The sequence below is a fragment of the Nocardioides sp. Z24_21 genome, assembly GCF_058134345.1.
Map to the genome: position 1 here is coordinate 1271566 of NZ_JBYTTH010000001.1, position 12513 is coordinate 1284078.

General features: G+C 74.8%; 13 protein-coding genes. 5 read left to right on the plus strand and 8 right to left on the minus strand.

The genetic code is table 11. The features are described from left to right. The first annotated feature begins 2 nt into the window (after positions 1-2). Genes AC3X7Z_RS06195 through AC3X7Z_RS06205 form a run of 3 tightly spaced genes read left to right on the plus strand, consistent with a single transcriptional unit; the run spans position 3 to position 3432 of the window. Complete coding sequence (locus tag AC3X7Z_RS06195; protein ID WP_489975346.1) at positions 3-620, plus strand: nitroreductase family protein; 618 nt, start codon at positions 3-5, stop codon at positions 618-620. Beyond that, positions 617-1951 (plus strand): M20/M25/M40 family metallo-hydrolase, encoded by a 1335-nt coding sequence (locus AC3X7Z_RS06200; RefSeq protein ID WP_489975347.1) that lies wholly within the window; start codon positions 617-619, stop codon positions 1949-1951. The genes AC3X7Z_RS06195 and AC3X7Z_RS06200 overlap by 4 nt, the downstream gene beginning before the upstream one ends. Beyond that, the gene (locus AC3X7Z_RS06205) at positions 1948-3432 is read left to right on the plus strand and encodes an MFS transporter (RefSeq protein WP_489975348.1); all 1485 of its coding nucleotides are present in this window, start codon (positions 1948-1950) and stop codon (positions 3430-3432) included. Before AC3X7Z_RS06200 ends, AC3X7Z_RS06205 begins: the two co-directional genes overlap by 4 nt. On the opposite strand, the gene AC3X7Z_RS06210 is transcribed toward AC3X7Z_RS06205, so the two are convergent. Further along, complete coding sequence (locus AC3X7Z_RS06210; RefSeq protein WP_489975349.1) at positions 3422-4051, minus strand: maleylpyruvate isomerase family mycothiol-dependent enzyme; 630 nt, start codon at positions 4049-4051, stop codon at positions 3422-3424. The two genes, AC3X7Z_RS06205 and AC3X7Z_RS06210, sit on opposite strands and share 11 nt — an antisense overlap. Before the next feature lie 80 nt (positions 4052-4131). On the opposite strand from AC3X7Z_RS06210, the gene AC3X7Z_RS06215 reads away from it, so the two are divergent. Beyond that, positions 4132-5064: a hypothetical protein gene (locus tag AC3X7Z_RS06215; protein ID WP_489975350.1), complete on the plus strand. Its 933-nt coding sequence runs from the start codon at positions 4132-4134 to the stop codon at positions 5062-5064. Positions 5065-5162: 98 nt separating this feature from the next. On the opposite strand, the gene AC3X7Z_RS06220 is transcribed toward AC3X7Z_RS06215, so the two are convergent. The 7 genes from AC3X7Z_RS06220 to AC3X7Z_RS06250 form a co-directional block, all read right to left on the minus strand. Then, positions 5163-5414, minus strand: coding sequence for a PspC domain-containing protein (locus AC3X7Z_RS06220; RefSeq protein WP_489975351.1), 252 nt, complete (start codon positions 5412-5414; stop codon positions 5163-5165). An 85-nt stretch (positions 5415-5499) separates the two neighbouring features. Next, positions 5500-6729: a 4-alpha-glucanotransferase gene (locus AC3X7Z_RS06225; protein ID WP_489975352.1), complete on the minus strand. Its 1230-nt coding sequence runs from the start codon at positions 6727-6729 to the stop codon at positions 5500-5502. Positions 6730-6783: 54 nt separating this feature from the next. After that, positions 6784-7470 (minus strand): response regulator, encoded by a 687-nt coding sequence (locus tag AC3X7Z_RS06230; protein ID WP_241005239.1) that lies wholly within the window; start codon positions 7468-7470, stop codon positions 6784-6786. Beyond that, the gene (locus AC3X7Z_RS06235) at positions 7443-8759 is read right to left on the minus strand and encodes a sensor histidine kinase (RefSeq protein ID WP_489975353.1); all 1317 of its coding nucleotides are present in this window, start codon (positions 8757-8759) and stop codon (positions 7443-7445) included. Before AC3X7Z_RS06235 ends, AC3X7Z_RS06230 begins: the two co-directional genes overlap by 28 nt. Before the next feature lie 136 nt (positions 8760-8895). Next, positions 8896-9873 carry a D-alanine--D-alanine ligase family protein gene (locus tag AC3X7Z_RS06240; RefSeq protein ID WP_489975354.1) on the minus strand — a complete coding sequence of 326 codons (978 nt, stop codon included), beginning with the start codon at positions 9871-9873 and terminating at the stop codon, positions 8896-8898. Next, positions 9870-11060: an alanine racemase gene (gene alr / locus AC3X7Z_RS06245; protein ID WP_489975355.1), complete on the minus strand. Its 1191-nt coding sequence runs from the start codon at positions 11058-11060 to the stop codon at positions 9870-9872. The genes AC3X7Z_RS06240 and alr overlap by 4 nt, the downstream gene beginning before the upstream one ends. Beyond that, entirely contained in the window at positions 11057-11707 is a 651-nt protein-coding gene (locus tag AC3X7Z_RS06250) for a M15 family metallopeptidase (protein ID WP_489975356.1), read from the minus strand. Before AC3X7Z_RS06250 ends, alr begins: the two co-directional genes overlap by 4 nt. Positions 11708-11822: 115 nt before the next feature. On the opposite strand from AC3X7Z_RS06250, the gene AC3X7Z_RS06255 reads away from it, so the two are divergent. Then, entirely contained in the window at positions 11823-12386 is a 564-nt protein-coding gene (locus tag AC3X7Z_RS06255; RefSeq protein WP_489975357.1) for a DnaJ family domain-containing protein, read from the plus strand. Positions 12387-12513 lie beyond the last annotated feature (127 nt).

The following is a 12513-nucleotide window of genomic DNA, read 5'->3' on the forward strand; positions in this document are numbered from 1 at the left end:
CCATGGAGTTCCGCGACGTCGTCCGCCGCCGGCGCATGGTGCGCCGCTACGCCGAGCGCCCCGTCGACCCGGCGGCCGTCGAGCGGATGCTCGAGCACGCCCAGCGCGCACCCAACGCCGGGTTCACCCAGGGCTGGGCGTTCCTGGTGCTCGACACCCCCGAGGACGTGGCCCTGTTCTGGGCGGCGACGGGGGCCGACCCGGACGACCACAACCCCTGGCTCGACGGGATGCGCACCGCGCCGGTCGTCATCGTGCCGCTGACCAGCAAGGCCGCCTACCTCGACCGCTACGCCCAGCCCGACAAGGGGTGGACCGATCGTGACGAGGAGCGCTGGCCCGTCCCCTACTGGTGGGTCGACGCGGGCATGGCGTCGCTGCTGGTGCTGCAGACGGCGGTCGACGAGGGTCTCGGCGCGTGCTTCTTCGGCATCCCCGGCGAGCACCTGGCGTCGTTCCGCGACGCGTTCGGCATCCCCGACGACCACGCACCGGTCGGCGCGATCACCGTCGGCCACCGGGCGGACGACGACGCGGGAGCGCCCGGGTCGCCGGCGCGTCGCGAACGGCTGGGCGATCTGGTCCACCGCGGGCGATGGGGCACTACGGTCACCCCATGACCGACCGCGTCGTCGCCGCCCTGCAGGCGCTCGTCCGCATCCCGACCGTCTCCGACCGCGACCCCGCGCGCGTCGACGCCGACGCCTTCGACCGGCTGCTCGCCGAGCTGGCCACCCGGTTCCCGCTGCTGCACGAGCGGCTGTCCCTCACCCGCGTGGCCTCCCACGGCCTGCTGTTCCACTGGGCCGGGGCGAGCGCGGAGCGCCCGGTCGTGCTGATGGCCCACCTCGACGTCGTGCCGGTCGATGCGGAGGCCCCGTGGCAGCACGACCCGTTCGGCGGCGAGATCCACGACTCCCCCGCGGGACCGGCGATCTGGGGGCGCGGCACGCTCGACGACAAGGGCTGCGTCGCGGCGGTCTGCGAGGCCGTCGAGCAGCTGCTCGAGGCCGACCACGTGCCGGCCCAGGACGTGTGGCTGTCGTTCGGCTGCGACGAGGAGGTCAGCGGCACCGCGGCCGCCGACGCCGTCGAGGTGCTGCGGACGCGCGGCGTGACGCCGTGGCTCGTCCTCGACGAGGGCGGGGCGATCGCGGGCGGCGCCTTCCCCGGCGTGAAGGCGCCCCTGGGCGTCATCGGCGTGACCGAGAAGGGCACCACCTCGCTCGAGCTGGTGGCCGAGGGGCGTGGCGGCCACGCCTCGACCCCGGCGCGCAACGGCCCGACCGCCCGCATCGCCCGGGCGATCCTGCGGCTCGAGAAGTCCCCGTTCCCGGCGTCCGCGCCCGCCCCGACGCTGGAGCTGGCGCGCCGCCTGGCACCCCACGTCCCGCTGCCGCTGCGTCCCCTGCTGGGCCGCGCCGACCGGCTCGCGCCGGTGATCACCCGGGCGCTCGTCGCCGCCGGTCCGGAGGCCGCGGCGATGACCCGCACGACCGTCGCCACCACGACCCTGAGCGGCTCCCCCGCCCTCAACGTCATCGCCTCGACGGCCCGCGCCGGGCTCAACATCCGCGTCATGGTCGGCGACACCGTCGCGGGCGTCGTGGAGCACGTGCGCCGCGTGATCGACGACGACGCGATCCGCATCGACGTGGTCGAGACCGGCGAGCCGTCGCCGGTGTCCCCGATGGACGAGGCCTTCGAGCTCATCGAGGACTGCATCGGCGAGGTGTTCCCCGACGCGGTCGCGACGCCCTACGTGATGATGGCGGCCACCGACTCGCGACACTTCACCGCGATCAGCGACCGCGTCTACCGCTTCGCCCCGTTCCGGATGTCCAAGGCGCAGCGCGCGGCCATCCACTCCTACGACGAGCACCTCGGCGTCGCCGACCTCGTCGACGGCTCACGCTGGTATCGGCTGCTGGTCGAGAGGCTTCCGGCATGAGCACCGAGATCCCGCCCGGCCCGATCCAGGCCCCGGCCGCGGACTCGGCGGTCAAGGGTCTGGTCAGCGTCGTCGGCTTCCTGGTGCTGGTCGAGGTCGCCAGCGGCATCCTGCAGGGCTACTACACGCCCATCTACCCGCAGATCGCCGACCACCTCTCCATCAACGAGGGGGACATCAACTGGTTCGAGGCGGCGCAGCTCATCGTCAGCGCGCTCTGCATCCCGCTCCTCGCGCGGCTCGGCGACCTCGTCGGCCACAAGAGGGTGCTCCTCGTCTCGACCGCCGCGACCGCGATCGGGTCGTGGTGGCTGGCGTTCGCCCCGGGCTTCGGCAGCTTCCTGCTCGGCTGGGCCGTCCAGGGTGCGTACGTCGTCTGGCTGCCGCTGGAGATCGCCATCATCCACCGGCGCACGCGCGACTCCGGGCGCCAGGAGCTGCTGACCCGCCGCGGCGCCGCCGTCCTGGTCGGCTCGCTCGAGCTGGCCGTGATCGTGGGCGCGCTGAGCAGCGGCCTGCTCGTCGAGACCCTCGACATGAACGTCCTGCTCGCCCTGCCCGCCGTCGTGGTCACCGCGGTCTTCTTCGTGATCCTCGTCGGCATCGAGCAGGTGCCGGGCGACGACATCGGCGGCGGCCTCGACTGGACCGGCCTGAGCCTGGTCACCGTCTCGCTCGGCGTCCTGATGGGCGGCCTGGTGTGGCTGCGCCTCGACGGCGCCGGGTCGCTCCTCGGCTGGTCGACGATCGTGCTGTCGCTGGTGCTCTTCGCCGCCTTCTGGCGCTTCGAGCAGCGACACCCCGAGCCGATCGTCGACGTGCGCCTGTTGTCGAGCCCCGCCCAGTGGCCGGTGCAGCTGACGGCGTTCCTCTTCGGCATCCCGGTGCTCGGCGGCCAGATCCCGCTGTCGACCTACGCCCAGGCCGACCCCGTCGAGCGTGGCTACGGGCTCGGCGCCGAGCCGGCGTTCGTCTCCACCCTCATCGGCCTCTACGTCGTCACGCTCGCGATCGGGGCCTTCACGCTGCCCCTGACCACCCGGCTGCTCGGCGGCGTGCGCCGCGCGCTCGTGGTCGCCTGCCTGCTCGTCGGCGTCGGCTACCTGCTGTGGCTGCCCTTCCACGACGAGACGTGGCAGGCGCTCCTCAACATGGGCGTCGCCGGTCTCGGCTCGGGTGCGCTGGTCGCGGCGCTGCCGGCCGCCGCGGCCGCCGCCGCGCCGCCCGAGCGCACCGGGATCGCCACCGGCATGACCAACGGCACCAAGACGGTCGGCGGCGCCATCGCCTCGGCGATCTTCGCGATCGCGCTGACCGCGACCGGCTCGCTCGACGCGACCTCCGAGCAGGTGGCGCCGTTCAGCGGCTACCTCACGGTGTGGGCGGTGTGCGCCGGTGCGGCGTTCGTGGCGGCGCTCGCCCTGGTGGCCGCCCCGAGGCACGCCTTCGGCGACGCCCCCGCGCCGCCGATCACCCGCTGAGGGCGCTGCCGAGCCGGGCGACGCCGGGGCCGGTCAGGTCGGCCAGCGCCTGCCCCCGCCCGGAGACGGCCAGGAGCAGCGACACCAGCGGCCCACGGACCTCCGGGCCCTCGCCGTGCGACCAGTCGGCGTCGCTCGCGACGAGCCGGAGACCGGCCGCCCGCTGCTTGCCGCCGCCGAGCCCCACCGACGTCCTCAGCTGGTGGGCCAGCGCCCGGACCACCGACTCCTCGGGGTAGGCGCGGGTGAGGCCGAGCGGGCGCCGCACGTCCTCACCGTGCGCGACCTCCTCGACGAGGCGGCTGTCGAGCGGGGCCGGCGGAGTCGACGTGCGTCCGACGACCTCGCGCAGCCGCTGGAGCGTCTCGGCGGGGGTCGCCCCCTTCACGCGCGCGACGCCCTGGTCGTTCTGCCGGTCGAAGTCGAAGCGCGCCCGCACCATCGCGACCACGATCCCGACGCGGGTGGTCCGGGCGTTGTCGACGAGGTGGGCGGCGACGTCGTGCACCGTCCACCCGCCGCACAGCGACGGCGCCTCCCACTGCTCGTCGGACAGTCCGGCCAGGTCGTCGATCAGCGCCTCGCGCTCACGGCGCACCAGCTCCCACACGTCGCTCATGCGGTCAGCCTGTCAGGCCGCGCCGACACCGCAGCGCGGCGGAGGGCCCGCGAGGCTGCGTGCCACTAGGGTCCTGCTTTATGAATCGGGGGACTCGGGCGCGGCTGGTCGCGCTCACGACGGCACTGCTCACCCTTCCGCTCCTGGGCGGCACGCCCGCCGCGGCGACGCACGATCCGGCGGCGTCCACGACGGCCGCTGCGACCGATGCGCGCACGACCACTCGCCTCCCCGGCGGCGGGACGACGATCTTCGCCAAGAAGCGCTTCCTCACCGCCTACTACGGCACGGCCGCGACCGGGGCGCTGGGCGTGCTGGGCGAGTCGGGTCCGGACCAGGCGTTCCGCAGGATCACCCGTGCGGGGAAGCCGTTCCTGCAGCGCGGCGAGCGGCTGCTGCCGGTCTACGAGCTCATCGTCACGGTCGCGGACGGCGCCGACCACCCCGGCACCGACGGCGACCACGCCCACGACGTCCTGCACAGTCACGTGCAGTCCTACATCGACGCCGCCCATCGCAACGGCGCGCTGCTGCTGCTCGACCTCCAGCCCGGTCGCACCGACTTCCTGACCGCGGCCAAGCGGTGGGAGTGGGCGCTGAAGGACCCGTGGGTCGGGCTGGCGCTCGACCCCGAGTGGCGGGTCGGCCCCGATCAGTTCCCCGGGCAGCAGATCGGCTCCGTCGGCGCCCGCGAGATCAACCGCACCGCCGGCTGGCTGTCGCGGCTGACCCGCGACAACGCGCTGCCGGAGAAGCTCTTCGTCATCCACCAGTTCACGACCGGGATGGTCCCCGACGTCCGCAAGGTCCGGCACCGCGAGGGGCTGGCGATGGTCCAGCACGTCGACGGCTTCGGCAGCCCGGCGGACAAGCTGGTGACGTACGACAACGTCGCGGTGCCGCGGAAGTTCACGATGGGCTTCAAGCTGTTCTACGACGAGGACTCACCGCGGATGCGGCCCCAGCAGGTGCGTCGGGCGCTGCCCGACGTCCGGTTCGTCTCGTTCCAGTAGGTGCCTCAGGCGCCAGGGCGTCCCGCGCGCGGCGGCGAACCGCCGGGTGCTGTGCTGCGGGACATCGAGCCAGTCGGCAGCGATGCCTCGGACCACGGTCAGCGCGGGAGGTGCGGGGGGTTCTTCGCGGCGACGACGCTGTCCTCGCTCGGCATGAGGAACCACAGCAGCGGATAGACCAGGAACTGGCTGCCCGGGATGACCACGAGCGTCACCAGGAACAGCAGCCGCGTGATCCAGGGCGTCAGACCGAATCGGCGACCGACCCCGGCGCACACACCGCCCAGGATGCCGCGGTCGGCCGAGCGGACGAGGCCCTGGCGGGCGAGGGAGGCGCGGATCTTTTCCATGCCTCCAGCATGGGCCGCCGGGGCGCGCGACACCATAGGGATCGACCCTTGTCCGACCCCGGGTCGCCCGCAGCGGCGACCGGACTCAGTGCGCGCGGCCGGACTCCTCGCTCACCTCGCGCAGGCGCCGGGCGAGGTCGTCGGTGAGCATGCCGGGCTCGAGGCGCCACGACCAGGTGGCCACGGATCCGGGGGTGTTCATCCGGGCCTCGCCGCCCAGCGACAGCACGTCCTGGGCCTGCACCATGGCGAGCGCGCAGGGGGTGTGGTGGGCGAGGCGGATCATCGCCCACGCGGGGTCCGGGTCGTCGATGCCGGCCGCGGCCCAGGCACGCTCGACCTTGTGCCGCCGGCGTTCGGGCAGGGTGTCCCACCAGCCCACCACGGTGTCGTTGTCGTGGGTGCCGGTGTAGACGACCTGGTCGGGGCGCAGGTTGTGGGGCTCGTGGGTGCCGTCGTCGCTGTCGGGGTCGAAGCCGAACTGCAGGACCGCCATCCCCGGGAAGCCCAGCGCATCGCGGAGCGCCTCGACGGGGGCGTCGATGACCCCGAGGTCCTCGGCGACGACGGGCAACGGCCCGAGCTCGGCGGACGCGGCGTCGAAGACCGCCCGTCCCGGGCCAGGCTGCCAGCTGCCGTGCTCCGCCGTCTCGTGGTCCGCCGGCACGGCCCAGAAGGCCGCGAAGGCCCGGAAGTGGTCGACCCGGACGAGGTCGTGGAGCGCGAGGCTCCGGCGCAGCCGCTCCACCCACCACCGGTAGCCGTCGGCCGCCATCGCCGTCCAGTCGTAGAGCGGGTTGCCCCACAGCTGGCCGGTGTCGGTGAACGCGTCGGGCGGTACGCCGGCGACGGCGTCGTGGCGGAACAGCTCGGGCCACGTCGCCACGTCCGCGCTGCCGGCGGCGACGTAGATCGGGACGTCGCCCAGCACCCGGACCCCGTGGTCGGCGGCGAACGAGCGCAGCGCCCGCCACTCGCGGTCGAAGCGCACCTGGTCGGCGAGGTCGCCGCCGTATGCCGTCCACGACCCGGCCCAGTAGGCGTTCTCCTCGGCGAACTCCTGCACCTCGTCGTCGCCGACCGGCGCGTCCGGGTGCTCGAGCAGCCCGGGCCAGGTGGCGAACGCGGACGGGGAGGCGTACGGAGACCCGTGCGCGTCGGGGACGGTGAGGGGCAGGACCTGCCACACCGACTGGCCGGCGGCGGCCAGCCACCGCACGAAGTCGCGGGCCGGCTCGCCGAGCCGACCGCCGGGCAGCGAGGTCACGTGGAGCTGCACTCCTGCGGCACGGTCGGGCAGTACCGGGATCGCCATGGGCGACAGCCTGCCACGCAGCCGACCCGGGACGAGGAGGCCCCCGGGCCGGTGTCAGCGCTGGCCGACCAGGCCGTGCTCGTGCGCGAACACCACGATCTGCACCCGGTCGCGCAGCGCCAGCTTGCGCAGCACCGAGCCGACGTGGGTCTTGACCGTCGACTCCGAGGCGAAGATCTCCGCGGCGATCTCGGTGTTGGACAAGCCACGTGCCACGGCCGCGAAGACCTCGCGCTCCTTCCCGGTCAGGGCGAGGTAGGCCGCCGGCGCCGGCGCCCGGGCGACGAACTGACCCTGCAGGAGCAGGGACAGATCGGCGGGTGCGAGCACCGCGTTGCCGGCGTGGACCGTGCGGATCGCGTCGCGCAGCATCAGCGGGGTCGTGTCCTTGAGCAGGAAGCCGCTGGCGCCGTAGCGGATCGCCGTCGCCGCGCGGTCGTCGAGGTTGAAGGTCGTCAGCACCACCACCCGCAGCGGGCGCTCGCGCCGCGACACCCGGTCGGGCGCGCACAGCTGACGGGTCGCCTCGACGCCGTCCATCTCCGGCATCCGGATGTCCATCAGCACCACGTCGGGCTGGAGCTCGTCGCAGACCGCGACGGCCTCGAAGCCGTCGCCGGCGACGCCGACGACCTCCATCCCGTCCTGGGCGTCGATGATCGTGCGCACGCCCTCGCGGAAGAGCTCCTGGTCGTCGACCAGCACGACCCGGATCACGTCGTGACCCGCACGGGCAGCCACGCCGTCGCGGTGAACGTCTGCCCGCCCGCCTCGTCGCGTCGGCGTACGTCGAGCCGGCCGCCGACCGCCTCCAGCCGGCGCCGCATGCCGTCGACGCCCTGGCCGGCCGCCTGACCCGGGACCGCGACGGGCGGGGCGTCCGGGGCCGCGGTGCGGATCGGCTGGGTGGCGTCGGAGGCGGCGGGGTCCACGACGTTGCGGACCTCGAGACGCAGCTCGCCCTCCCAGTGCCGCTCCACCGTCACCGGGCTGTCGCGGCGGCCGTGCCTGATCGCGTTGGTCAGCATCTCCTGCAGGACGCGGTAGGCGACGGTCTCGAGCTCGGGCGGCAGCGGCTGCGGTCGGCCGACGACGCTCGAGACGACCTCGTGCCCGCTGGAACGGACGTTGTCGACCAGGCTGTCGAGGCTCGCGCTGCCCGTCGGCGCGGTGGCACCCTGGGTGGTGGTCAGCACCTGCCTGACGTCCTGCAGCGACGTGCGCGCCGACGTGGCGATGGTCGCCATCGTCTGCTTCAGCCGCTCGGTGTCGGCGTCCTCGAGGTATTGCGCCGACTCGGCCTGGGCGAGGATCACCGCGAGCGAGTGGCCCACCACGTCGTGCACGTCGCGGGCCAGGCGGGCCTGCTCCTCGCGCAGCCGGGCGATCTCGCGGGCCTGCTCGGAATCGCGGTGCGCCCGGGCCGCGTCCTCCTCGGCGGCGACCTGCGAGAGCTCCGACGTCCTGGCCCGGGACATGAACCGCAGCGCCAGCCCGGCGAGCCACGGGGCACCGAGCACCAACATCCCGGTCACCGCCGCGCCGATCTGCCAGGTGTCGCCGTAGGAGTAGGCCTCCGAGACGATCGTCCCGAGGCCGACCTGGTCGACCAGTCCCGAGAGCTGGGGTGCCGCGATCAGCACGAAGACGATCAGCCCTGCAGCGGGGATCGAGAGAGCGCTGAGCCAGACCGTCGGGAGCGACCCCCAGCGCGCGGTGCCGAAGGCCACGACCGCGATGGCGAGCTGGGCGAGCATCACATCGGTGCCGGTGAGCAGCTGGAGACCGCAGAGCCCCCAGACCAGCAGCAACGCGATCGCCGGCGCGCGCCGGCACAGGCCCGCGGCGACGGCCATGCCGACGGCGATCAGGAGCAGCCTCCGGGGCGGTGAGAACTGGGGCGGGGAGAGGAGGTGCTCGGCGGTCGTCGCCTCGACCAGGCCGAGGACCAGCACGGCCGCGCCGATCGCGATGTCCGGCGCCCAGTCCCGCAGCCGATCGGCGACGGGCGGGCTCGGCGGGCCGCTCATGGCACCACTGCGCCGGGCACGGTCCGCCGCGACGTCGGCGGCACCGGGGTGAGCGCGGCGATGGCGGGTCCTCCTGGCAGGTGACTGGGCGGCTGACTGGGCGCGTGACGGCGCAATCGAACCATGCCGGGGACGGTCACGACACGGCTCGCCCCGGGAGCACGTCGCGGACGAGGCGGTCGAGCAGGTCGGCGTACGACATCCCGGCTGCGGCGAACATCCGCGGCACCTGCGACTGCTCGGTGAAGCCGGGCATGGTGTTGACCTCGTTGAGCACCGGGCCGTCGCCGGTCACGAAGCAGTCGACCCTCGCCACTCCGGCGCAGCCGAGGGCGTCGTAGACCGCGAGGGCGGCCTCCTCGAGGGCGCAACGCTCGGCGTCCGACAGCGCGGCGGGGACGCGGAAGTCGGCACCGCCGGCGTACTTCGCCTCGTAGTCGAACCAACCGTCGACCACGACCTCCAGGGCCGGCGACACCACGCGGGTGCCGTCGGGCCCGCCGAGGACGGCGACGTCGACCTCCCGGCCCGCGACGACGTCCTCGACGAGCACGCGGTCGTCGAGGGCGAGCGCCGCAGCGAGCGCGTCGGCCAGCCGGGACGGGTCGCCGACCAGGCTCACGCCGTGGCTCGAGCCGGCCGCGACGGGCTTGACGACGACCGGGTGGGTCCACGCGTACGACGTGGCGGTGGCCGCGGTGAGCAGCACGCCGGGGGCGGTCGCGATGCCGAGCGCCCCGGCGACGAGCTTGGTCGCCCACTTGTCCATCGCCAGCGCCCCGGCCCCGACGCCGGAGCCGACGTAGGCGACCCCGGCGAGCTCGCAGAGCGCGGCGAGCGAGCCGTCCTCGCCGCGCGGGCCGTGCACCACGGGCAGCACGGCGGCGCAGGACTGCAGCACTGTCACGGCCTCGCCGAGGCCGAGGGCCCGATCGCCGCCGGCCCAGCGCCCGTCGCGTCCGATGGTCAGCCGGACGACGTCGTAGGCCGTCGGGTCGAGGGCGGCGGCGACCGCGGCGGCGGAGGCGAGGGAGACCTCGTGCTCGCAACTCTGGCCGCCGCCGACGACGGCGACCCGGGTGCGGGCGCCCTGCGAGGCGGCGGGGGTGGTCACGGGATGCTCCTGAGTCGGGGTGAGGAGGAGTGCGCGGCAGGGCCGGCGGGGCGGACGCTGCGGCGCACGCGGGGACCGATCCCGGTGACGATCTCGTGCGGGAGGGTGTCGGCCCAGCGGGCCCAGTCGCCGACGGTCGGCTCGCCGGCGGCGCCGGGGCCCAGCACGGTGGCGGTGTCGCCGGGCTCGGCGTGGTCGTCGCCGAGGTCGACGACGACCTGGTCCATCGAGATCCGCCCGACGACGGGTCGCCGATGCCCGCGCAGCAGCACCTCCGCCCGACCGGAGGCTGCGCGCGGCAGCCCGTCGGCGTAGCCGAGCGGCAGCAGCGCCAGGTGGGTCGCCGCGGGCGCGATCCAGCTGTGCCCGTAGCCGACGCCCGCGCCGGCGCGGACGCGACGGACGCCGACCACCGGCGCGGTGAGGGTCAGCCCCGAGCGCAGGAGGGTGGTGCCGGTGGGGTCGATGCCGACGAGGCCGGCGCCGACGCGGACCGTCGTGTGGTGGCTGCGGACGTCCAGCAGGGTCGCCGCCGTGGCCGCGAGGTGGCGGCGGGCGGGGCGGAGCCCTGCGCCCCTGGCCGTCTCCACCCCCCACGCGAAGCGCCGCCGGCCCAGCGCGTTGCACCCGTCGGCCGGGTCGTCGGCGCAGCCGAGGTGTCCCATCACCCCGACCACGCGGACGAGTCCCGCCCGCTCCGCCCGGCGGGCGGCACGGCACAGGTCGGGCCACGCCGACGGCTCCGCACCGTCGCGGGCCATGCCGGTGTCGAGGTGCAGGTGGATGCGGGCCGAGCGCTGGTGCGGCCCGGACCGCTGGGCGAGGACGACGGCGTCGAGGTGCTCGCGCGAGGGCACGGCGAGCTCGACCTCACCGGCCAGCGCGTCGGCGTACGCGGCGTCGACCGGGTTGAGCCAGCTGAGGACGGGCGCGGTCAGGCCGGCCGTACGCAGGGCGAGCGCCTCCTCGATGCTGGTGACACCGAGCGAGGTCGCCCCGTGCGCCAGCGCCGTGCGGGCCACATCGGCCCCGCCGTGCCCGAAGCCGTCGGCCTTCACCACCGCCATCACCTCGGCCGCGGTGCGCGAGGCGATCAGGCGGGTGTTGGCGGCGACGGCCGACAGGTCGACGTCCAGGGTGGGCGCTGCGCCGGGGACCGCGGTGGGCGCCACGGCCAGCGCGCTCACGCGGCTGCCTCGTCGCCGACGCGGGCCGGGCCGTAGGTCGCGGCACCCGCGCCGGTGACGAGCGCCCAGTAGCGGTCGCCGAAGCTCCAGTGCCACCACTCGGTGGGGTAGTTGACCAGCCCGGCGCCGCCGAGCACGCGCGCCAGCAGGTCGCGGTGCGCGCGGGCGTCGGCCCCGATGCCGGCCGCGGCGAAGTAGCAGGCGCCGTCGGACTGCTCCGGCGTCGCGTCGATGGGCGTGCCGAGGTCGAGGTCGTCGCCGCAGGCGTCGACCAGTGTCAGGTCCACCGCCGCGCCGGCCACGTGCGGCGCGACGTCCACCGGCGCGACGAAGCGGCTGGTGAGCCGCCGCACCTCGTCGGGGCCGGCCTCCGGATGGGCGGCGCGGACCTCCGTGGCGTAGGCGGCGACGATCGAGCGCTGGTCGGCCACCGACCGGTGTCCCTCGACGACCCGGATCGCGATGCCGGGCGGCAGGTCGCGCCGGGCGTGGGCCAGCCGGTCGGCCAGGCCGCGCCTGACCCGCGCCCGGGCCGGCCCGAACGACGCGTCGAGGCGGACCAGGGGCTCACCGGACTCACGCACGGGCACGGCGGCGACACGGGGGTCGGACAGGAGGATCACCATGACGACCACGTTCGCGGTCACGCCGGTCCCCCCGCCTCCACCTGAGGTGCCGGGCTGCCGTCCTCGAGGACCGGGACGGTCCGGGGCCACCGGTCGACGCGGGCCTCGGCGTGACCGGCGACCGTAGACTCGACGCATGTCCGAGAACGACGACTTCGACGTCGCGGACCCCGGGTCGAGACGCCGCGAGCGCGAGCGCGACGACCGCACGGGGCGCTCGGCCTCCGCCGCCCGGATCGCGCAGCAGTCGACGTGGGTCGACCTGCAGGTGCGCCAGGCGATGGAGCGCGGCGAGTTCGACGACCTGCCGGGCACGGGCAAGCCGATCGAGGACCTCGGCGGCGAGCACGACCCCGACTGGTGGGTCAAGAAGCTCGTCGAGCGCGAGAGCATCGCGCTCCTCCCGCCGGCCCTGGCGCTGCGAAAGGAGGACGCCGGGCTCGACGCACGCCTCGACGCGATCCCGATCGAGCGGGAGGTACGACGTGAGCTCGACGACTTCAACCGCCGCGTCGTGGAGACCCGCCGTCAGCTGCAGGGCGGTCCACCGGTGATCACCGCCGTGCGCGACGTCGACGCGGAGGTCGAGGCGTGGGGTGAGCGCCGGACGTCCCGCATCGAGGCGCAGCGAGCCGCGGCCCGTGCTGCCGCGCCGCCGCCGCGGAAGCGGTCGTGGTGGCGCCGCCGGCGCACCCGCTGACCGTCGTCGCTGGGCCTGCGACCGGGGTCGGACACCGGCTGGATGCCGCACACGTAGGAGTCGAGGAGGATCCGCGCCCTGCCCGACAGCGAGACATGGGTCATATCGGGCTGCTCCGGCGCAGCGG

What these genes read in the sequence shown, in the direction of transcription:
- AC3X7Z_RS06195 (WP_489975346.1), top strand. Translation starts at nt 3, where the DNA reads ATGGAGTTCCGCGACGTCGTCCGCCGCCGGCGCATGGTGCGCCGCTAC.
- AC3X7Z_RS06200 (WP_489975347.1), top strand. Translation starts at nt 617, where the DNA reads ATGACCGACCGCGTCGTCGCCGCCCTGCAGGCGCTCGTCCGCATCCCG.
- AC3X7Z_RS06205 (WP_489975348.1), top strand. Translation starts at nt 1,948, where the DNA reads ATGAGCACCGAGATCCCGCCCGGCCCGATCCAGGCCCCGGCCGCGGAC.
- AC3X7Z_RS06210 (WP_489975349.1), bottom strand. Translation starts at nt 4,051, where the DNA reads ATGAGCGACGTGTGGGAGCTGGTGCGCCGTGAGCGCGAGGCGCTGATC.
- AC3X7Z_RS06215 (WP_489975350.1), top strand. Translation starts at nt 4,132, where the DNA reads ATGAATCGGGGGACTCGGGCGCGGCTGGTCGCGCTCACGACGGCACTG.
- AC3X7Z_RS06220 (WP_489975351.1), bottom strand. Translation starts at nt 5,414, where the DNA reads ATGGAAAAGATCCGCGCCTCCCTCGCCCGCCAGGGCCTCGTCCGCTCG.
- AC3X7Z_RS06225 (WP_489975352.1), bottom strand. Translation starts at nt 6,729, where the DNA reads ATGGCGATCCCGGTACTGCCCGACCGTGCCGCAGGAGTGCAGCTCCAC.
- AC3X7Z_RS06235 (WP_489975353.1), bottom strand. Translation starts at nt 8,759, where the DNA reads ATGAGCGGCCCGCCGAGCCCGCCCGTCGCCGATCGGCTGCGGGACTGG.
- AC3X7Z_RS06255 (WP_489975357.1), top strand. Translation starts at nt 11,823, where the DNA reads ATGTCCGAGAACGACGACTTCGACGTCGCGGACCCCGGGTCGAGACGC.